General features: G+C 42.4%; 16 protein-coding genes. 5 read left to right on the forward strand and 11 right to left on the reverse strand.

Annotation, left to right across the window (positions count from 1 at the left end; translation table 11 throughout):
* Nucleotides 1–166: 166 nt before the first annotated feature.
* The 3 genes from AACW90_RS04790 to fabB all read right to left on the reverse strand — a co-directional run bounded on the left by AACW90_RS04790 (nucleotide 167) and on the right by fabB (nucleotide 3,828).
* Nucleotides 167–1,180 carry an aspartate-semialdehyde dehydrogenase gene (locus AACW90_RS04790; RefSeq protein WP_390231571.1) on the reverse strand — a complete coding sequence of 338 codons (1,014 nt, stop codon included), beginning with the start codon at nucleotides 1,178–1,180 and terminating at the stop codon, nucleotides 167–169.
* Nucleotides 1,177–2,331 carry a 4-phosphoerythronate dehydrogenase gene (locus AACW90_RS04795; protein ID WP_390231574.1) on the reverse strand — a complete coding sequence of 385 codons (1,155 nt, stop codon included), beginning with the start codon at nucleotides 2,329–2,331 and terminating at the stop codon, nucleotides 1,177–1,179. The genes AACW90_RS04790 and AACW90_RS04795 overlap by 4 nt, the downstream gene beginning before the upstream one ends.
* Nucleotides 2,332–2,616: 285 nt before the next feature.
* Complete coding sequence (fabB, locus tag AACW90_RS04800; protein WP_195703909.1) at nucleotides 2,617–3,828, reverse strand: beta-ketoacyl-ACP synthase I; 1,212 nt, start codon at nucleotides 3,826–3,828, stop codon at nucleotides 2,617–2,619.
* A 143-nt stretch (nucleotides 3,829–3,971) separates the two neighbouring features.
* Here fabB and mnmC point away from each other — a divergent pair, with 143 nt between their 5' ends.
* Entirely contained in the window at nucleotides 3,972–5,978 is a 2,007-nt protein-coding gene (mnmC, locus tag AACW90_RS04805) for a bifunctional tRNA (5-methylaminomethyl-2-thiouridine)(34)-methyltransferase MnmC2/FAD-dependent 5-carboxymethylaminomethyl-2-thiouridine(34) oxidoreductase MnmC1 (RefSeq protein ID WP_390231578.1), read from the forward strand.
* 58 nt (nucleotides 5,979–6,036) lie between these two features.
* Here the strand turns inward: mnmC and glgA are convergent, their stop codons facing one another.
* The 5 genes from glgA to prmB all read right to left on the reverse strand — a co-directional run bounded on the left by glgA (nucleotide 6,037) and on the right by prmB (nucleotide 10,800).
* A complete protein-coding gene (glgA, locus tag AACW90_RS04810) occupies nucleotides 6,037–7,512 on the reverse strand; it encodes a glycogen synthase GlgA (protein WP_390231581.1) in 1,476 nt (491 codons plus the stop codon).
* A gap of 210 nt (nucleotides 7,513–7,722) precedes the next feature.
* Nucleotides 7,723–7,983, reverse strand: coding sequence for a YfcL family protein (locus AACW90_RS04815; protein ID WP_390231584.1), 261 nt, complete (start codon nucleotides 7,981–7,983; stop codon nucleotides 7,723–7,725).
* 28 nt (nucleotides 7,984–8,011) lie between these two features.
* Nucleotides 8,012–8,542, reverse strand: a complete 531-nt coding sequence (locus AACW90_RS04820) for an elongation factor P hydroxylase (protein WP_390231587.1) — start codon at nucleotides 8,540–8,542, stop codon at nucleotides 8,012–8,014.
* Between the two features lie 57 nt (nucleotides 8,543–8,599).
* Nucleotides 8,600–9,685 carry a chorismate synthase gene (gene aroC / locus AACW90_RS04825; RefSeq protein WP_390231590.1) on the reverse strand — a complete coding sequence of 362 codons (1,086 nt, stop codon included), beginning with the start codon at nucleotides 9,683–9,685 and terminating at the stop codon, nucleotides 8,600–8,602.
* 179 nt (nucleotides 9,686–9,864) lie between these two features.
* Nucleotides 9,865–10,800: a 50S ribosomal protein L3 N(5)-glutamine methyltransferase gene (gene prmB, locus AACW90_RS04830; protein WP_390231593.1), complete on the reverse strand. Its 936-nt coding sequence runs from the start codon at nucleotides 10,798–10,800 to the stop codon at nucleotides 9,865–9,867.
* Nucleotides 10,801–11,070: 270 nt separating this feature from the next.
* Here prmB and smrB point away from each other — a divergent pair, with 270 nt between their 5' ends.
* Nucleotides 11,071–11,601, forward strand: coding sequence for an endonuclease SmrB (gene smrB / locus AACW90_RS04835; RefSeq protein ID WP_390231596.1), 531 nt, complete (start codon nucleotides 11,071–11,073; stop codon nucleotides 11,599–11,601).
* Nucleotides 11,602–11,657: 56 nt separating this feature from the next.
* Here the strand turns inward: smrB and sixA are convergent, their stop codons facing one another.
* On the reverse strand, nucleotides 11,658–12,122 hold the full coding sequence (gene sixA, locus AACW90_RS04840) for a phosphohistidine phosphatase SixA (RefSeq protein ID WP_390231599.1): 465 nt from the start codon (nucleotides 12,120–12,122) through the stop codon (nucleotides 11,658–11,660).
* Nucleotides 12,123–12,471: 349 nt separating this feature from the next.
* Here sixA and AACW90_RS04845 point away from each other — a divergent pair, with 349 nt between their 5' ends.
* On the forward strand, nucleotides 12,472–15,252 hold the full coding sequence (locus tag AACW90_RS04845) for an insulinase family protein (RefSeq protein ID WP_390231602.1): 2,781 nt from the start codon (nucleotides 12,472–12,474) through the stop codon (nucleotides 15,250–15,252).
* A gap of 85 nt (nucleotides 15,253–15,337) precedes the next feature.
* Here AACW90_RS04845 and fadJ read toward each other — a convergent pair whose 3' ends face one another.
* Nucleotides 15,338–17,446 carry a fatty acid oxidation complex subunit alpha FadJ gene (gene fadJ, locus AACW90_RS04850; RefSeq protein WP_390231605.1) on the reverse strand — a complete coding sequence of 703 codons (2,109 nt, stop codon included), beginning with the start codon at nucleotides 17,444–17,446 and terminating at the stop codon, nucleotides 15,338–15,340.
* On the reverse strand, nucleotides 17,446–18,753 hold the full coding sequence (fadI, locus tag AACW90_RS04855) for an acetyl-CoA C-acyltransferase FadI (protein WP_390231608.1): 1,308 nt from the start codon (nucleotides 18,751–18,753) through the stop codon (nucleotides 17,446–17,448). The genes fadJ and fadI overlap by 1 nt, the downstream gene beginning before the upstream one ends.
* A 646-nt stretch (nucleotides 18,754–19,399) precedes the next feature.
* Here fadI and AACW90_RS04860 point away from each other — a divergent pair.
* Together AACW90_RS04860 and AACW90_RS04865 are read left to right on the forward strand one after the other, a co-directional pair.
* The gene (locus AACW90_RS04860) at nucleotides 19,400–19,969 is read left to right on the forward strand and encodes a sigma-70 family RNA polymerase sigma factor (protein ID WP_390231611.1); all 570 of its coding nucleotides are present in this window, start codon (nucleotides 19,400–19,402) and stop codon (nucleotides 19,967–19,969) included.
* Nucleotides 19,969–20,685 (forward strand): DUF3379 family protein, encoded by a 717-nt coding sequence (locus AACW90_RS04865; RefSeq protein WP_390231614.1) that lies wholly within the window; start codon nucleotides 19,969–19,971, stop codon nucleotides 20,683–20,685. Before AACW90_RS04860 ends, AACW90_RS04865 begins: the two co-directional genes overlap by 1 nt.
* Nucleotides 20,686–20,941 lie beyond the last annotated feature (256 nt).

The raw sequence follows: 20,941 nt of genomic DNA on the forward strand, positions 1-20,941 counted from the left end.
AGTCGATAAATCATCAAAATATCAATTTTTATTACTAAATTAAGGGGTGGCCTACATTTCAAGGAAGTCCTTGGTACGCTTTGCTGCCAACCAAAACTTGGCATATTCCAAAAAAAAGCCCTAGCAATCGCTAGGGCTTTTTCATCGAACAGCTTAAAAGTCGTGACTAAAAATAGTCTCGAATAAGTAATTCAGCAATCTGTACTGCATTGGTTGCGGCGCCTTTACGTACATTGTCAGCGACCACCCACATATTGATACCACTGTGGTGGCTAATATCATTTCTGATACGGCCTACCATAACATGGTCTTTACCGCCGCTATCACGCACTTGAGTTGGGAAGTCTTGCCCTTGGAATACTTCGACACCATCTGTATCTTCAAGCATTTGAATCACTTGCTCAGCATCAATTGGCGAACGAGTTTCAATATGAATCGCTTCTGCATGACCATAAAATACGGGAACTCGAACACAAGTAGGGTTCACCATTATAGAGGTATCATTGAAGATTTTCTGTGTTTCCCAAACCATCTTCATCTCTTCTTTGGTATAGCCATTCTCCATAAAAGCATCGATTTGAGGAATACAGTTAAATGCGATTTGTTGGCTAAAGGCTTCAGGTTCAGCGGGCACGCCACTCAATAGTTTTGCCGTTTGACCTGCTAGCTCATCAATACCTGACTTTCCTGCTCCAGACACAGATTGATAGGTAGATACATTAATTCGTTCAATCCCTACTTCATCATGAATCGGCTTAAGGGCAACCAACATCTGAATAGTTGAGCAATTTGGATTCGCGATAATGTTGCGATTACGAAAGTCCGCTATTGCCTCTGGGTTAACTTCAGGAACAACGAGAGGGATATCATAATCGTATCTAAACTGAGAGGTATTATCGATAACAACTACACCCTCATCAGCGGCGATAGGTGCCCATTTTTCGGACAGTTCAGCACCGGCAGAAAATAGCGCAATATGCACCTGAGACCAATCAAAGTTCTCTACATTTTCAACCAAGATTGACTTACCATTAAAGCGATAGCTTTTACCTTCACTGCGTTCACTCGCCAACAGGTACAAATTCCCTACAGGAAAGTCACGTTCTTTTAGAACGTCCAGTATGGCTTCACCAACAGCGCCCGTGGCACCAAATACTGCTATATTAAATTCTTGGCTCATTTTTCCACCTCTATTTGGAAACCTAATTGTCTCAATGGCTCTAGCTGGCATGTTTTGTCACCAACTAAGCGAATAGCACTATATTCTCTTCTATCCCAATAATTTTTACGCATCGCATCAAATGCGCTTTCATTCTCTGCTTCTGTTTGATCACGGGAGATTTCGCGACGGAATATGGCGTCATCATGTCGTACATCATAAGTTAATTGAATAAGATTGTGCAGCACAGCTTCGTTCCATTCTCGGTCAACAAAAACCTGAGGAATTGGCGCTATTGGCAATAAATCTGAAGCATTCGCTCGTTCTTCTCTTTTTAAAAACTCGCAATAAAAGTTAAAAATCATCGTTGTCCCGCGCGCTTTACCTTCTAAACCGTAGCCCGCAACATGGGGGGTGGCAAAATCGAGAAAAGGCAAAAGTTCAAGATCTACAGCGGGTTCGTGTTCGAACACGTCTAAACTCGCGCTAAATCCATCTTGCTTCATCAAGCGTTGTTTCAACGCCAGATTATCGACGACCGGCCCTCTGGCCGCATTTATCAATATTTGATCCGCTCTCATATTGTCGAGTCTATTTGCATCAATCAAATGATGCGTAGGATGTTTACCTACTTTTGTGATCGGTGTATGCAGCGTAATAACATCAGATTGTTCAAGCAAAAAATCCAATTCTACAAACTTTCTGTTATCGCCTTCCGCTTGTTTTATCGGATCATTAAGTAGTACTTTGATACCTATACCCTGTAACGCCTCAGATAGATAACTTCCAACTTGACCCGCACCTATAATTCCGACGGTTTTTTCTAAAACAGAAAATCCTTTTTGCTGAGCCAGCACCATCAATACACTAAAGACATATTCTGCGACACCGACTTTATTGCAACCTGGTGCTGCGGTAAAGAAAATGCCTTTTTCTTTAAGTAGCGACTGATCGACGTGATCCATTCCCGCCGTTGCTGTCCCTACAAATTTTAGTCGATTTGCATGTTTAAGAAGGGCCGAATTCACTTTAGTGACCGAACGAATCATAAGTGCATCAACATCAATCAGATCTTCTGCTTGAATCTCGCGGCCAGATTTAAATGTCACTTCGCCAAGTTGACTAAACAGAGCGTCCGCATAAGGCATGGCCTCATCGATAAGAATTTTCATAAACACGTTTTTTCTAGGTTGCTAGGAGGGGGGATTGTGGCGCAATACAATATTATTCGCCAGTATATTTTCACTTGGCGCGACACTAATTGGTCGACCAACATCCTCAGATGACTGAAAATAAAAATGCCCGGTCACCAAATAAATTGATAACCGGGCTAAATCCAGAACAAAAGGATCACGTTCCGCTCTCAAAGGAACATGTTTGCGTCTGTCTGATCAGTCAAGCTGACCGATTCTGGAAACCTTTTCCGTCTTCCGTTTCAGATAGGGTTCTAAAACGAATTACGCTTTATATTTTTTAATGACCAAGGTCGCGTTCGTGCCACCAAAGCCAAAGCTATTTGACATAACTGTATTTATTTCTTGATCACGTCTTTCAGTTACGATATCCAAACCTGCTGCTGCTGCATCTAACTCATCGATATTGATGCTTGGTGCAATAAAGCTGTTCTCTAGCATCAATGTTGAATAGATAGCTTCATGAACACCTGCCGCACCAAGAGCGTGGCCTGTCATTGCTTTTGTCGCAGAAATCGCAGGGCTATTACCGCCAAAGACATCTTGGATAGCCTCAAGTTCTTTGCCGTCGCCAATCGGTGTTGATGTACCATGAGTGTTTACATAATCGATGCTGTCAACATTTTGCATCGCGTCTCTCATGCAACGAGCCGCGCCTTCACCTGAAGGTGCCGTCATGTCGTAGCCATCAGACGTCGCACCATAACCAACAATCTCACCATAAATTTTCGCACCACGAGCAAGTGCATGTTCTAGCTCTTCAACGACAACAATACCGCCGCCGCCTGAGATAACGAAGCCGTCTCGGTTAGCATCATAAGTACGTGACGCTTTTTCTGGTGTTTCATTATATTTAGTTGATAGCGCGCCCATTGCGTCAAACATCATTGTTTGACTCCAATCTAGCTCTTCACCACCACCTGCAAAAATAACATCTTGTTTGCCCAGTTGGATAAGCTCTACCGCATGACCAATACAGTGTGCCGATGTTGCACACGCCGAACTCATCGAATAGTTAACACCAAGAATTTTAAATGGTGTAGCCAAACAAGCCGATACCGTCGATGACATGGTACGAGTGACCATATAAGGGCCTACACGACGCACGCCTTTTTCACGAAGCGTATCCACAGCTAAAGTTTGGTTTAGCGCGGATGCACCACCAGACCCAACAACGATACCGGTACGAATATTAGACACTTGATCTTCAGCTAGAGCTGAATCTTCGACGGCTTGTTCCATAGAAAGGTAAGCATAAGCGGCTGCATCTCCCATAAAGCGCATTTTTTTGCGGTCAATATGATCGGCTGGTTTGATCTTGAGATCACCCCAAACTTGAGAGCGTAAGCCCATTTCTTTGAACTGTTCAGATTCGTTGATACCTGATTTGCCTGCTTTAAGAGACTCTAGTACTTCTTCAACGTTATTACCGATACTAGACACAATACCCATACCAGTGATGACAGCGCGTTTCATTCTACATTCCTATAAATAATAAAATCTTTAAGATTACTGCACGATAATACCCAAGTTAACCATCAAAAGTGGTCAGCTTTCCCATAAAAACGTACAATTTAGTCTACTCTACGACTAACTATAAGCCAAACAGTTCAAAAACCATGACGTCAATTACAAACGCAACCCTTGAATGGAATGAAGCAGGGATACCTGTTTCCGAACAATTTGGTGATGTGTACTTCTCTAACGTAAACGGTTTAGAAGAGACACGCTACGTATTTCTTAAGCAAAATAATCTACCCAATAGATGGCATTCATATGACCAACGCCGTTTTGTAGTGGCTGAAACAGGGTTTGGCACTGGCCTGAACTTCCTAGCAGTATGGCAGTGGTTTGAGAAATATCGAGCAGAATTTCCAAATGCACCACTAAAAGAGCTTCATTTTATTAGCTTCGAGAAGTTTCCCTTAGATATTACGGATTTAAAAAAAGCACATCAAGCTTGGCCTGAACTGGCACAATACGCAAAGCAGCTGCAAGAAGGCTATCCAATTAGTGTTCCTGAATGTCATCGAATTATATTAGCTGGTGGTGTTATAACCTTAGATCTCTGGTTTGGAGACATCAAAGAATGCATGCCTCTGGTGCCTACAAATGAGTCAGGTATTGTTGACGCTTGGTTTCTCGATGGCTTTGCGCCCAGTAAGAACCCTGAAATGTGGAACCAAAATCTATTTGAAGGTATGGCTAAGTTGGCTAAGCAAGACTGCACTTGTGCAACCTTTACCGCCGCGGGTTTTGTTCGAAGGGGGCTGACAGAAGCAGGGTTCACAATGAGAAAAGTCAAAGGCTTTGGAATCAAAAGGGAGATGATTGCTGGCACATTGGCACATAAAATACCATTTTCTAATATTCAACCTTGGTATGCCCGCCCCGAACAGCCACCCATAACCAACGTCGCCATCATAGGCGGTGGTATCGCCAGCGCTGCACTGGCAGCAAGCTTATGTCGAAGGGGGGTAAACGTGACTCTGTACTGCAAAGACTCGCAACCCGCTCTCAATGCGTCCGGAAATAAGCAAGGTGCACTCTATCCATTACTGAATAGCAACCATACTGGTGCCTCACGAGTTTATGCCCCTGCATTCTTGTTCGCCAGACAGTTTTTTGATCAAGCCGCAAAGCGGTTTAATTATGACCACGATTGGTGTGGCGTCACTCATCTTGCTTGGAATGACAAAGCAAATCAAAAACTCAACAACATACTGTTAGGTGGCCATGTTACAGACTTAGTTGCCCCTGTTTCTGCAGAAGAGATGGATCAGTTGGTCGGTTTATCAACTGAGTTAGCGGGTATTACCTACCCTATGGGTGGGTGGCTTTCTCCAAGTGAGCTCACTCAAAAGCTTATACAAGAACAGATTAATAGCGGTCGACTTACTCTCATTAACCATACTCAAATTAAGACATTGGAACAAAATCAAGATAACCACTGGACGCTGCATAGCGAAAAATCGAGATTTCAACATGATGTTGTCGTGGTGGCAAACGGCCATGAAGCTAGTCAATTTAACCAAACCTCAACGATACCCCAGTCCGCAGTGAAGGGACAAGTAAGCCACGTTCCCACAACCCCTACACTGAAACGGTTAAAAACGGTACTGTGTTATAACGGTTATATGACACCACACAATCCCAGCAATCAATATCATTGTATCGGAGCAAGTCACGACCGTGACAATATTGACCACAACTTTGATGTTCTTGCGCAGCAAGAAAACGCCTATAAATTGGTTAGAACGTTACCCGATAAAACGTGGGTGAAGGAGGTAAATATTGGCGATAATCTCGCAAAACAAGGTATTCGCAGTACGAGTCGAGATCATTTACCTTTTGTCGGCAATGTGTGTAATTTTGAGTCAGTAAAAAGTGAATATGCCAATCTACTCCAAGATAAAAATGTCGACCCGATAACAGACTACCGTAACCTCTATTGCTTCATGGCGTTAGGGGGGCGTGGGCTGTGCTCTGCTCCTTTAATGGCGGAGGTTTTGGCCTCTCAAATATGTAACGACCCCATACCATTGCCAGTTGATTGTTTAGAAGGTATCCACCCAGCGAGAATGTGGGTTCGTAAGCTATTGAAAGGACGGCCTGTAGGCCAATGAAAAAACGCCTCGAAAAATCAGCAGATCTTAGAGGCGTTCATTTAATTAATACTCGATACTAGTATCGAGTATTCGCATGTTCATACAACTCTTCATACTCTGTTGCGGTAAGTTGCCAAGAAAAATCTGTCGTCATTCCATTCACCATCATTCTTTCGAAGGCGGGTTTATCATTACGATAAATAGACGCAGCCCAACGCATTGTATCTCTCAATGCCGCAGGGTAAAGATCGTAAAACTTAAATCCAGTCGCATGTTCAAGATTGCCTGCTGAATAATTATGTACGGTATCTTCAAGACCGCCGGTTGATCTTACAATCGGCACGGTTCCGTACTTCATACTGTACATTTGATTAAGACCACATGGTTCATATCGTGATGGCATAACAAAAAAATCTGCGCCAGCTTCAACTAAATGGGCAAGCTTGTTGCTGTATCCAATATATACGCCGAATTTATGAGGATATCGTTTAGCATAATCGGTTAATGCCGACTCTTGCCAACTCTCACCAGAGCCAACAATGACAAACTGAACATCATCTTGCTCAAGCATCTCATGAATACATTCAATAAATACATCCAGCCCTTTCTGCGTAGCAAGCCTTGAAACCACACCATAAATAGCGACATCAGGTCTTACTTCTAAACCAAATTCTTTCTGTAGCTCCGCTTTACACAACGCTTTTCCTGACAAGTCATTGTGTGAATAATTATGAGGCAACAAGGTATCTGATTCTGGATCCCACTCTTGAATATCAATCCCATTAATGATGCCACGCAGCTTGCCTTTTACTGCTTTGTGCTGAAGCGCATTCTCCAAACTGAAGCCATACTCTGCTGTCAATATTTCTTCGGCATAGGTTGGGCTTACGGTGGTCACCATATCCGCTGACAATACACCCGCTTTTAGGAAGTTAAGTTGATCATAGAACTCTAAGCATTGGAAGTTAAAGTAATCCCAAGGAAGCCCTGTCAAAGGAAGATTAGACTTGTTGAATACACCTTGGTAACCGATATTGTGGATCGTCATAATGGACTTTGTTTCTGAGAAGTTATTGTAGGCGTTATACAGATCACTTTTCACATACACGTTACACAATGCGACGTGCCAATCATTACTGTGCAAAACGTCAACTTTGATATCTAACGCAAGGACAGCCTGCATAATGGCTCTAGAAAGAAAAATAAAGCGTTCTGCATTATCTACATACTCACTTCCACCCCAGTCATACAATTTAGGACGATCGTAAAACTTATCGTACTCAATAAAATAGAATGAGAGATTTTCACTGATTTTGTGTTGCCTTATTGACGCCCACTCTTCATTTCCTTCTCCAAATGGAACACCTAACATTTCATAAACGCGTTCTGTTTGTTCGCACCTTTCTCCCATGACTTGCGGATAATAGGGCATGATGACCGATACATTGTGTCCATTTTCTGCCATCGCATAAGGAAGCGAATACGACACGTCAGCTAACCCACCGGTTTTTGCATAAGGGGCAGCTTCACTTGTAGCCCAGACTATATTCATTATCTATTACCTCAAAGACTAAATATGCGTTGAGTAAAGTGGTTCAATTAGAACAACAAAGAGTTTGTAAACCCAAACACACTAATACACTCACCAAATAGTCTTTTGTAACATAAAGATTTTACCGACTCCACTGCGAGTCCGCCAAAATAGAAAAGAGTTATATTTACTTATGAAAACCTTGAATTTCGTTAGGTTTTTTGCCAACGATTATGCTTTTGTAAGCTGAGCCCATAGATCGGCCACTATCGTACGATCGGCTGGTGTTAGCTCTGAACGCGCATCCTCCAAACTTTGCTCCACCTTCTTTTTAAATGACTCTACGTCCTCGATACCTTCTGCTTCGCAGTCAGCGGCGGAAAGAGAGATGTGCCCTCTTAGATAACCTCCCGCAAACAGTTCATCATTCGATGCAATCTCTACCGATGTGTCAATCATTTCTAACCATTTTTCTTCATGTTCAATAATCATTGATATTCTCTATATTTCACTTTAGACATTATTTTACTTCAAACTGATGTATTTCTAATTCTGGAGTGTGGTAAAAATCACGTAATGCTTGCGAAAGCAATTTTACTCTATATGGAATCCCCTGCGCTAAAATGTCTTTTATTTGTTGTTGCACGGTATTCATAAATGCCAATCTATCCGGTTCCACATCACCTTGCAGATTGTCACAACTGACATTAAATGGGAACCCAGCACTAACTGCCAAAATCCACTCGTAGGCTTGTGGCCTCACCTCTACTTTTTCAAACTCAGCCTGTACATCTGCGGTCCGCCCATCGGGTTCATACCAATAACCGAAATCTTCAAGTAATCGACGCTCTGACCCCGCGACACACCAATGGGCAATTTCGTGTAGTGCAGAGGCATAAAACCCACGCGCAAAAACGATTCGATGGAATGGCACTTTTTTGTCTGCAGGCAGATAGATAGGTTCATCCCCACCAAGCTCAAGCTTGGTATTGAACTCTTGGTAAAAGGTTTGATTGAATAGAGTGACTAAGTCTTGATAATGATGCGGCATGATAATGATAATTCTGGCTATAAAAAGAGGCCACCCTAATGGGTGGCGACGTTAAGATTAAATCTTTGGCGTTTCTGTTGTCACACCAAAGTTTTGTCCGCGGTGGCGCAATAAATGATCCATTAAAACGATCGCCAACATGGCTTCTGCAATGGGTACTGCTCGAATGCCGACACACGGGTCATGACGACCTTTTGTGATAAGTTGTGTTGACTCACCCGTTCTCGTTATGGTTTCCCCCGGAACGGTAATACTAGACGTCGGTTTAAGCGCAATATTAGCAACGATATTTTGGCCAGTAGAAATGCCACCCAATATGCCACCAGCATGATTGGACTTGAACCCATTAGGCGTCAGAGGGTCTCTATGCTGACTTCCTTTTTGACGAACGACATCAAAGCCATCACCAATTTCAACACCTTTTACGGCATTAATACTCATTAGACAATGTGCAATATCTGCGTCTAGTCGATCAAAAATAGGTTCACCTAAACCAACAGGGACATTGGTTGCGACAACCTGAAGCTTTGCTCCAATCGAATCACCTTGCTTTTTAAGGTCACGTATCAGTTGGTCTAAATCGTCTACTTTATCTACATCTGGGCAGAAAAAAGCATTGTTTTCTATCTCGTCCCAGTCAACTTTATTTATTGACACATCACCCATTTGAGACAAATAAGCACGGACTTCTACACCAAATTCTTTTTGAAGGTATTTTTTTGCAATTGCACCCGCCGCCACTCGCATTGCAGTTTCACGAGCAGATGAACGGCCACCACCACGATAATCGCGAACCCCATATTTTTGATGGTAGGTATAATCAGCATGTCCAGGGCGAAATTTATCTTTTATTTCAGAGTAATCTTTTGAACGCTGATCGGTATTTTCTATCAAGAGTCCAATTGACGTCCCTGTGGTTTGACCTTCAAACACACCAGAAAGTATTTTCACTTCATCTGGTTCACGACGTGCCGTCGTGTACTTAGAGGTCCCAGGTCTACGGCGGTCCAAATCCTTTTGTAAATCAGCTTCGGTTATATCAAGTCCAGGAGGGCAACCATCAACAATACAGCCTAACGCTATACCGTGACTCTCTCCAAATGTGGTGACTCGAAAGTGCTGACCAATACTATTTCCTGCCATAATATCCTCACAATTCTTAACTCAATATTTTCGCTAATCTACCTATCTAGTTAGACTGATATTTGCTGTTGAGTACTTATTCATCATACTTTCATGTTCGCTTGATACGCAGTAGATGTAAACCCTTTAGACAGAAAAAACGCCAGTAGAGACCGGCGTTTTTATAATTGAATGGCGGTTTAGTCTTTATAGAGAGAAAATTCGTCTGCGCACGCTACCAGTTGTTCACGGGTTAACGTAAAGACACCGTGTCCACCATTTGCAAATTCAATCCAAGTGAAAGGAAGCTCAGGGTATTGCTCCATCATGTGAACCATTGAGTTGCCAACTTCACAAATCAAAACTCCATTTTCATTTAGATAATCGGGTGCATTGGCCAAAATTCTGCGTACCAATTTCAAACCATCCGTTCCTGCCGCTAAACCCAATTCAGGTTCATGAGTAAATTCATCCGGTAGACTATTCATGTCTTCCGCATCGACATAGGGTGGGTTAGACACGATCAAATCGTATTTATCTAAGTCAGGTAAGTCACGGAACAGGTCTGAACGAATAGGGAAAACTTGCTGCTCCATTCCGTGCTCTTGAATATTTTTCTCGGCAACCTCTAGCGCATCAGCAGAGATATCAATAGCATCGATTTCAGCATCAGGAAATGCATAACCGCAAGCAATCGCAATACAGCCACTGCCCGTACATAAATCCATAATTCTATGAGGCTGATCTAACAGCCACGGCTGGAATTCAGATTCAATCAATTCACCAATTGGGGAACGAGGAACAAGAACACGCTCATCAACATAAAACTCTAATCCACAAAAATACGCTTTGTTGGTTAAGTAAGCCGTTGGGGTGCGATCATTAATACGTTTAACTACACGATTAACAATACGACTACGTTCCGTTGAAGTGAGTCTGGAATTTAGAATATGTGGTGGCACATCGATAGGAAGATAAAGCGTTGGTAGGATTAGTTGAATCGCTTCATCCCATGAGTTATCGGTACCGTGACCATAAAAAATCCCGGCAGCATTAAAGCGGCTTACTGTCCAACGAAGCATGTCTTGAAGGGTGTACAGCTCTGATACCACTTCTTCCACAAAAATCTTATCCAAAATTACCTCCAAATTATCCCCTTTTAAATTAGTGTCACACACAAATAACATTGTATTTGTTCTTTGGGGTCTCAGCGGCCAATTATATCCGTGCCGTAACGTAAAGCTACCCTAATCTTTCACAGAGAAATAATGCATTGTTTTTTATAAGGCGATAGCACTAAAAATAATTGAAGATGAAACCAGTAAATCCGTTATGTGAATGCATCGTTTAACGCTACAATACCGCTATTGCCTCACATTCAGCTATTGACCATCAATCCAAATATTATGAGTAACAAAGACGAAAGCGTTAACGATGACTTCTCCCTATTTCAGAATGAGGTAAAGGGCATCAAGAAGTTGACACAAGATACCGTACTTCAAAAACCAAACAGAGAAACAAAACAGAAAGAGTCCAAGCGCTCTTTTAGAGACGCCAAAGACAACGAGTTTTTCTTTTCTGATGAATTTGTCCCACACTTGGAAGACGACGGGCCAACGCGCTATGCGCGCAGTGATGTTTCAAAATATGAAGTAAAACGGTTGCGTCGCGGAGTCTATGTGCCTGATGTCTATTTAGATATGCATGGCATGACGCAACAAGAAGCCAAAGCTGAGCTCGGTGCAATGATAGCGTATTGCATTAAAGAGAGCGTACACTGCGCTTGCGTGATGCACGGCATCGGCAAGCACATCCTTAAGCAGAAAGCCCCCATTTGGTTGGCACAACATCCTGATGTAATGGCATTCCATCAAGCACCTCTAGAGTTTGGTGGCAATGGTGCCCTACTAATTCTTCTCAGCGTTCCTGAAAGGTAACCTGACCTTAGTTTAACTTTTTCTTAATTAACGAGGCTTTAATCGACCCGTCTTTCTTAAGGGTGAATATGCCAGAGCAGTTCACCCTTTTGATTCTGAGGGTCAAAATCCACACAAACTAAGCCTGATGTTGGAAACATTGGCGGAGCCAAGTCTGTAACAAATTCTGCGGTTAAGTACCCCACCAATGGAAGATGAGACACCATTAATATGGACTCTAATTTATTGACCTGTGCTACCGCAGCAACATATGACGACGCTTCTTCAGAATCACCATAGGGTGTAATTTCCTCATACGTTTGAATCTCTTTTGCAGAAAATAATGATGCGATTGTTTCCCAAGTTTGCTGCGCTCTTATGTAAGGGCTAACCAACACCAAATCAAAGTCCTCAAACCCTTGTTTTTTACATGCCATCGCCACAGCGGTAGATTGAGAACGGCCATGCTTTGTTAGCTCTCGTTCTGCATCACTTGCAGCATAGTGTGCCGCTTCACCATGGCGCATTATGAATACTTTCATTTTCTGGTCCTTTATTGCAGTTTCGTCTAGGCTCAAGAGTGTTGTTATTTAAACGTAATGGTTAATTTTCTTGAATAGGATGATTAACGCAAACCCAAATCAGAACAACAGTCTACTGTTTAGCAAAGCAAATTATTATAAATATATCAATTACCTTGCACAAAAAGTCTGGCATTATAGTTGAAGCAAATCAAAATTAAGTGAGAAGTGTGAAAAAAAACCGTTTTTCATGCTTCTCTTCTAGAATAGCTTGCAACATTGCAAATAAACAACAAATTGTAAGTGCGACGTTTGCACCTATTCATATCCACACCATAATTAACCTACACGCTCTACTTGGAGACCGCTTGTGCATTTAAGCCCAAATGACAGCAATAAATACCGCTATGTGACATTAGATAATGGGTTACGCGCACTTCTCATTGAAGATCTTTCTGCAACAAAAGCGGCAGCAGCACTCGCGGTCAATGTGGGCCATTATGATGATCCTAGCGAACGTGAAGGTCTTGCTCATTACCTAGAGCACATGTTGTTTCTCGGCACTGAACCATTTCCGAAGACTGGTGGATTTCAAAGTTTTATAAGCCAACATGGTGGAAGCAACAACGCTTGGACTGGCACAGAACACACCTGTTTCTTCTTTGATATCTCCCCGGCGTTAATGGAAAAGGCATTAAATCGTTTTAGCCAATTTTTTATCGCCCCTTTATTCAACCCCGAAGCTTTGGGCAAAGAACTGCAAGCGGTTGATTCTGAATATCAGATGAAACTTAAAGATGACATGCGTCGTCTATATCAGGTTCACAAAGAAGTCATCAACCCAGCGCATCCGTTCGCCAAATTTTCTGTTGGTAATACTGAAACGCTCGGTGATAGAGATGGTCAGTCAATTCGTGACGAGATTGTCGCATTTTATGAACAACAGTATTCAGCGGATCTTATGACGTTGACCATTGTTGCGCCTTCAGAACTCGACGTAATCGAAACGTGGATTAAAGAAAAATTTTCCCCCATCAAAAATAAGAACCTCGCCATAAAATCTTTACCACAAGAGATAGTTCGAGAACAAGACAAGGGTATCTTTGTCAAAGTTAAACCGATAAAAGAATCCAAAAAACTCATCCTGTCCTTCAACTTTCCAAGTATGTCAGAGCACTACAGCACCAAACCCCTTTCTTACTTTGCACACCTCTTAGGGTTTGAAGGTGAAGGCAGTTTAATGCTCTTTCTAAAAGAGAAGAAATGGATCACCTCGTTGGCCGCAGGAGGAGGGGTTAGCGGAAGTAATTTCAGAGAATTTACTGTCAGTGTTAACCTAACAGGTCGAGGCTTAAGACACTACGATGAGATAATCCAAACCATATTCGAATTTATCGCGCTTATTAAGCAAGATGGCATTGCGAAATGGCGCTTTGATGAAAAACAGGCGGTACTCGAATCCGCATTTCGATACCAAGAGAAAACGCGCCCACTCGATATGGTCAGCCATTTAGTCATGAATCTTCAGCATTACCCAGAGGAAGATGTCATCTATGGCGACTATAAGATGTCACATTATGACGAATCACTACTCACGACCTTGCTAGACTGTTTAACACCCTATAATTTGCGCGTTACCTTGATAGCCAAAGGAGACGATTTCGACCGAGAAGCAAAATGGTATTTTACACCTTACTCGGTAACCAAATTATCACAACAACAACTCAATAGTTGGACTCAACCAAGCTTAAACTCAGAACTAAATTTGCCAGAGATCAATCCGTTTATTTGCTATGACTTAGATCCCCAAAAGCTTGAGAATAAGACAAAAGAGCCCGCACTCATTGATGCACAACCTGGTTTTAGGTTGTGGCACTTACAAGAAACTGAATTTAGGGTACCTAAAGGCGTTATCTACATTGCTATCGATAGCCCACACGCCGTGTCCACCTCAAGAAAGATCGTCAAAATGCGTTTATGTGTAGAGATGTTTTTAGATTCGTTAGCGAAACGAACCTATCCTGCTGAGATAGCAGGCATGGGCTACAACATTTACGCGCATCAGGGTGGCGTCACACTTTCCATTTCAGGATTCAGTCAAAAACAGCCTGAATTACTCAAGATGATTCTGGGTCAATTTGGCAAACGTGATTTCAAATCTGATCGTTTCAAATTGATCAAAAAACAGATGTTACGCAACTGGCGTAATGCGGCCAAAGACCGTCCTATCTCTCAGCTATTCAACGCGATGACAGGAATATTACAACCCAACAATCCACCTTATTTGGCATTAATTGAGGCATTGGAAAGCATTGAAGTTGATGAACTGTCCAATTTTGTAGAGGCACTGCTTGCGGAACTGCATATCGAAATGTTCGTTTATGGGGACTGGAAACGAGATCAAGCGATTACAGTAGCCGAGACCGTAAAATCGGCCATGCACATGCAGAATCAACAATATGAAGAGTCCCTTCGACCTCTTATTATGCTTGGTGAAAGCTCTGGTACATTCCACCGAAGTGTTTCTTGCGATCAAGAAGACTCCGCTATCGTTGTCTACTATCAGTCTCAAGATATTTCGCCAAAAAACATTGCCATATATACCTTGGCTAACCATTTAATGTCTGCTGCATTTTTTAATGACATTAGAACCAAACAGCAGATGGGTTACATGGTTGGTACGGGAAACATGCCCCTTAACCGCCACCCCGGTTTAGTGTTATATGTTCAGTCACCGAAGTTCTCGCCGAAAGATCTACTTTCCGCTATTGATGATTTCCTAAATGCTTTTTACATGGTTCTACTTGAGTTAAATGAATATCAATGGCAGAGCAGTAAGAAAGGACTTTGGAATCAAATTTCAACGCCAGATAACAACCTCAGAAGCCGAGCACAACGATTTTGGGTTGCCATAGGCAATAAAGACTTAACCTTTGACCAACGAGACAAGGTCCTAGATGAACTTAAAGATGTGTCCAGAGTCGACATGATTCGGTTTGTGATTAACATATTAAAACCCAGAACCTCAACACGACTCATATTGCACTCGAAAGGCAATAAACACCAAGAAGCCAACTCTCTGAGTATTGGTCATGAAATTGACAGTATTGATGAATTTCAGTTAAGAACGAAAGATCTGGACCTAGGGTAAATACACGCCTATCAAAAACTAAAAAAGCGGTGCAAAATCTACATTCATTCGATTTTGCACCGCTTTTATCAGGGAAACGCGTTAATTAGTAAAAACTTTCGCCGCTACCCGCACGGTTAACCAGTCCATCACAAGGTGCAAATCGGTCACCATATTTCTGAGCAAAATCATTCATCTTCTTAACCAATTCTTTAATCCCAAATTGGTCCATATAGCGGAATGGTCCACCCAAAAATGGAGAAAAACCGATACCAAAAATAGCACCGATATCGCCATCTCTGGCGCTACGAATTATCCCGTCATCCAAACAACGTACTGCCTCATTTAACATAGGCAACACGCAGCGTAGTGCAATGTCTGCTTCTGCCATTTTGGCTTCAGGCGTCACTTTAAGCAGCTTATATACCGACTTGTCGACCTCTTTCTTTTTGCCTTTGTAGGTATAAAAACCTTTACCGCTTTTACGACCTTTTCGATTGTCATTCAAAAGAGTATCAAACACATCCGGACCTTGGAATCGTGCCCCTAATTCACCCACCAAGATAGGCATTATCTTCGCACCGACATCGACACCAACCTCGTCTAATAAGGTAATCGGGCCTACTGGCAAGCCAAAATCGAGCAGCGCATTATCTAAAGACTCTATCGGCTCACCACTCATTAATACATGCGCAGCTTCATTCATATACGGAGCCAAAATTCTATTCACATAAAATCCGGCTCTGTCTTTTACTACAATCGGCGTTTTGCCTTGTTTACGAGCAAAATCAACGACTGTTGCAATGGTTTCATCTGATGTTGTTTCGTGAGGAATGACCTCAACTAGAGGCATTTTATCTGCCGGGCTAAAATAGTGAAGTCCAACCACATTTTCTGGTCGTTTCGCTTTCTCTGCTATTTTATGTATCGGTAGAGAAGAGGTATTCGTTGCAAAAATGGTATCAGGTTTCGCGTTCTCTTCTATATCACTGACCATCTGTTGCTTTAGATTTAGATCTTCAAAAACAGCTTCTATTACCATATCGGCCTGATTAAAGGTCAAAAAGTCCGTTCCACCTGAAAGCTGTAACATCTTAGCTTGCAGTTGTGCATTGGATAAGATGCGGCGTTTACGCTGTTTTGAAAATAGTTTGAAGTTGTAATTCAACGCGTGAAGCACACCATCATTAGACACATCTTTAATGCGAACAGGAACCTTAGCTTTCGCAACGCTAACATGGCTTATACCCGCGCCCATCAGTCCCCCACCTAACACGCCAACCTTGGCAACTTTGCGGGGAGTGGCATCAGAGCCATTGTCTTTTTTCATTTCTGTCGTAGCGAAGAAAATAGAACGAAGCGCTTTAGATTCGCTCGTCATGACAAGCTTAGCAAATTCCTGAGCTTCAAATTCTAAGCCCTTTTTCAATCCCTTCTCTAACCCATACTTAATCACATTAAGAATGGCATCGGCAGCTGGATAGTTTCCACGTGTCTTTTGCTTCGCTTTCTTAGCGGCTTGGTCAAAAATGACCATTCGTCCCAAGCTATTTCTGGATATTAGCTTTTCTTTTCCTGCTGTTTTTATTTTACGTTTATTTTTTTGAGCGTATGTTTTTGCGACATCGAATAAAATAGCGTTAGGGACACTTGCATCTACCATCCCAAGTTTCAGCGCTTTTTTCGCCCTAACCTGCTTACCTGTTAAGATAATATCTAAAGACGGAAGCAAGCCAATCAATCGAGGTAAACGTTGTGTGCCACCTGAGCCTGGTAGTAGTCCAAGTTGAACTTCTGGTAGTCCGAGACGCGTTTTGTCGTCATCGGAACACACGCGATAATCACACGCTAAAGATAGCTCTAAACCACCACCTAAACAAACACCATGAATAGCTGAAACCACCGGAAATTTAAGTGCTGACAGTCGATTGAATACCGCTTGCCCTTTCTGCGCAAGCGCTTGTGCTTCACTTTCTGACTGGCACGCGTCTAACATCTTAACGTCAGCACCAGCGATAAAACTATCTGGCTTACCTGAACAAATGACTACGCCTTGGATACCTTCGACGTTGGCTTCAAAATCGGTCAGTAGAAACTCAATATCTTCTATGAGGTCCGATTTGAGCACGTTCATGGTCTCGTCGGCAACATCGATGGTCAGCCACGCGATCTTGTCATCATCGATCGTCAACTGAAAGGATTTATTCTCGCTCATTATTCAACCTCCAAAATCATCGCAGCGCCAAGACCGCCAGCGGCACATGCTGTATTAAGGCCGAATCCACCGCCTCTTCTTTTTAGCTCTCGCAATGTTTGCACCATCATTCTTGCGCCCGTCGCGGCAAAAGGATGTCCATAGGCAATCGAGCTGCCGAGGACATTGAACTTGTCCATGTCTATCTCACCGATCGCCTTTGAACGACCCAGCTTATCCTGTGCAAATTTATCACTCGAGAACATTTTCACGTTCGCTAATGTTTGAGCTGCAAACGCTTCATGCATTTCAATAACATCAATATCACCCAAGGTGAGTCCCGCTTTGTCTAAAGCCATCGGTGTGGCGTAAGAAGGCCCCATGAGCATATCGTACTCAACCTGAATCGCAGAAAAGGCATAGGAGCGAATGTAGCCCATAATCTCCAAGCCAAGCTCTTTTGCGCGCCCTTCTCGCATCAGCATTACTGCTGCCCCACCATCGGTTAATGGAGTACTGTTTGCAGCAGTTACGGTACCAAACTTGCGGTCAAATGCAGGGCGTAATTTGGCGTAACCTTCGAGGGTTGAGTCGTGACGGATGTTATTATCCTGATCGATCCATTTTTTATATGGTTCAGGAAATACCGTCATCACCTCGTCACGAATTTTGCCATCTTTCCAAGCCTGAGATGCTAATGAATGAGAACGATGGGCCAGTGCATCTTGGTCTGCACGAGATATGCCATAGGTCTTCGCCATCTGCTCCGCGGTTTGACCCATCGATATTCCGGTCGAATATTCCGCAACAGCCGGAGGTACAGGGGCAAGATCTCGAAGGGAAAGTTGACGAGCAATATTAATTTTCTGGCTAAACGTTCTTGCTTTACTAAGCGCAAGTAAACTCGCGGCGAGCTTTTTGGACACGCCAATAGGTAATACGGATGAAGAATCAGCTCCACCAGCGATACCAATATCAATACTGCCTGCCATGATACTTTCGGCCACGTTCACAGACGCCTGAAAACTGGTAGCACACGCTCTTGTTACACTGTAAGCATCCGTAGCAACATTCATCCCAGTACCCAAGACAATTTCTCGAGCAATATTAGGGGCGGTAGGCATTTGTACTACCTGTCCGTAAACAACTTGCTCTATCAACTTTGGGTCGATTTCGGTACGTGCGAGCATTTCGCTTACTACTATCTTGCCCAAATCGACGGCTGGCACTTTTGCAAATTCTGTACTTTGTCGAGCGAAAGGGGTTCGAAGTCCCGCGACTATCGCGATTCTTTCGCCTGAACGCGTTTTGACATCTTGTCGGCTCATTATTTCTCCTTCACCATGAGGTCTGACCTGAGTGCATTGTAACGAAAATGTTAAATAATTCAAACAACTGTTTAAATAAACGTGAAGCGTATTAACAAATAGCCATTGAGCGGTGAACAAAGAAATCAGCTGAATGGGGAACAAACAAGAGAACCAACCAGTTATTTGTTACTACTAAAGCGTTTCAAAGGCGGATAGAATGATGGGTGTAAAAGAAAAGTTTTAGATTTAGATAAATATTTAATCGGATGCGATTAAGCTTTAATCTAGAATAGCAGGTAAAAAAAAACCACACGATATGGTGTGGTTGGAATGTTCATATAAAAAACAATTAACTTACGCCAATTGAAATAATCAGTTTCCTGATTAGGAGAAAGTAAAGTCAGCCTTCAAAAGGAAGTGTTATCTTGCTCAACACACTAACCACAAGGGTTAGCTAGATAACAGACGCTACTATAACTCGTTATGAAGGCGAGGTTTTGAAGTAGATCAATTTATTGTTAATTAAGACAACAGCCCAGTGCTGCAAAATAAAAAACAACAAAGATCGTTAAAGCGACGTAAACATAAACCAGTCTATATCTCATTTTTTAGCGATTTGTCATATAGAAAATTACAAACGACAGAGAGCAAACCGGAGGCTCGTGTGTCGATATCTACTATTTTTGGAAAGAAAAAGCCAACTTCCACGGTCAACTTGGATATGGATAAACAAAGAAAATACGAAGCACTTGTGCGCGCTTATCATAAAGACCTATTCCGCTACGCTTATTGGCTATGCAAGGATAGGACGATAGCAGAAGATCTCGTTCAAGAAACGTGCTTACGAGCATGGAAATCCTTGGATAGTCTACTCGATGAAAAAGCAGCAAAATCTTGGCTGATCACCATTCTTCGGCGAGAAAATGCAAGACGCTTCGAGCGTAAAAGATTGGAGCTGGTTGATATAGATGATTACGGCCATGAAGCAAAGGTCAGTGATGATCATCATCATCAGCAAGAATGGATACAGGCGCAGATAATGAAACTCGACGCAGAGTATCGAGAACCTCTTTTTCTGCAGGTTGTTGGTGGGTTCAGTGGTGAAGAGATAGGTAATATACTTGATCTTAATAAGAACACCGTTATGACTCGGCTCTTTAGAGCCAGAAACCAACTTAAAGACATGATTGACGAATCAGACAATAAAGTCACAAATATAAGGGGGGCTGAATAATGGATGATTTAGAATTTCGTCGAATGCTACTTTCAGAGCCCAAGCTCCGTAATAAAGAAATAAATGAAGCCATACAAAACTCAGAGGCAAATCAATTATTTGCTGATGACATATTGAGCTTCGACAACAAAATAGAACAAGCCATGAAAGTGGATGTGCCTGATGATCTTGCTGACCGCATCTTGTTTAATCACAGTACACGTTCTGAAAAGAAGAGTTTCACTAAACAGATGTTAGCGATGGCCGCTTCCGCTGCTTTTGCCGCTGGGTTGATTATCGGCCAAGTAAATTGGACTCCGCTGCTCATCGGTTCAGCCCATGCCAGTTTGGCAGATACGGCCGTAGAACATGTTATTCATGAATCACCATTTGTAAATAACCTAGATGAAAGGGTAAATTCGACGCAGATAAACGCAAAATTGCGACCGTTTGCCTATCAATTTACAGAAACATTCCCCTATCACGTTTATTATCTAAATCATTGTGGTTTTGGAAACTCAAATGCATTACATATGGTTTTTCAAGGCGAACAAGGGCGAATAACACTGTTTGTCACCAACATTGGTACAGACCAAGCTATTGATTTTAATAAAGATGGCATGTCTGGTGTCGTCGTTCCAATTGAAGGTTCAAGTGTCATCCTTGTTGGCGAGGAAGGTGAAGACATTCAGAAAATCGCTGCAAACCTGACCTCTATCATCAAACCTACACTTTAGTCTAATAAAAGCCCTCAGCAATGAGGGCCTCTACACTCGCCAATTAACAATGCATTAACATAACATTAACTTTCAAACAAGCGTTTAGAGTACAAACTCTAAAATATAGAGTTTTGCTACCATTTCACGTTAGTTACCCGCCATTTTTAGTATTTTCCCGTCAAATTAGCCAATGGTCGGATTTCTACTCTATATAATAACCTCTATTATCAGCCAACAAACTGAGCAATTGCTCTCATTAAAAACCGAAACAGAG

The sequence above is a fragment of the Vibrio frigidus genome, from assembly GCF_042465995.1.
Classification (GTDB): Bacteria; Pseudomonadota; Gammaproteobacteria; order Enterobacterales; family Vibrionaceae; genus Vibrio.

What these genes read in the sequence shown, in the direction of transcription:
- AACW90_RS04795 (WP_390231574.1), bottom strand. Translation starts at nt 2,331, where the DNA reads ATGAAAATTCTTATCGATGAGGCCATGCCTTATGCGGACGCTCTGTTT.
- AACW90_RS04790 (WP_390231571.1), bottom strand. Translation starts at nt 1,180, where the DNA reads ATGAGCCAAGAATTTAATATAGCAGTATTTGGTGCCACGGGCGCTGTT.
- AACW90_RS04865 (WP_390231614.1), top strand. Translation starts at nt 19,969, where the DNA reads ATGGATGATTTAGAATTTCGTCGAATGCTACTTTCAGAGCCCAAGCTC.
- fadI (WP_390231608.1), bottom strand. Translation starts at nt 18,753, where the DNA reads ATGAGCCGACAAGATGTCAAAACGCGTTCAGGCGAAAGAATCGCGATA.
- mnmC (WP_390231578.1), top strand. Translation starts at nt 3,972, where the DNA reads ATGACGTCAATTACAAACGCAACCCTTGAATGGAATGAAGCAGGGATA.
- sixA (WP_390231599.1), bottom strand. Translation starts at nt 12,122, where the DNA reads ATGAAAGTATTCATAATGCGCCATGGTGAAGCGGCACACTATGCTGCA.
- aroC (WP_390231590.1), bottom strand. Translation starts at nt 9,685, where the DNA reads ATGGCAGGAAATAGTATTGGTCAGCACTTTCGAGTCACCACATTTGGA.
- fabB (WP_195703909.1), bottom strand. Translation starts at nt 3,828, where the DNA reads ATGAAACGCGCTGTCATCACTGGTATGGGTATTGTGTCTAGTATCGGT.
- AACW90_RS04815 (WP_390231584.1), bottom strand. Translation starts at nt 7,983, where the DNA reads ATGATTATTGAACATGAAGAAAAATGGTTAGAAATGATTGACACATCG.
- smrB (WP_390231596.1), top strand. Translation starts at nt 11,071, where the DNA reads ATGAGTAACAAAGACGAAAGCGTTAACGATGACTTCTCCCTATTTCAG.
- AACW90_RS04820 (WP_390231587.1), bottom strand. Translation starts at nt 8,542, where the DNA reads ATGCCGCATCATTATCAAGACTTAGTCACTCTATTCAATCAAACCTTT.
- fadJ (WP_390231605.1), bottom strand. Translation starts at nt 17,446, where the DNA reads ATGAGCGAGAATAAATCCTTTCAGTTGACGATCGATGATGACAAGATC.
- glgA (WP_390231581.1), bottom strand. Translation starts at nt 7,512, where the DNA reads ATGAATATAGTCTGGGCTACAAGTGAAGCTGCCCCTTATGCAAAAACC.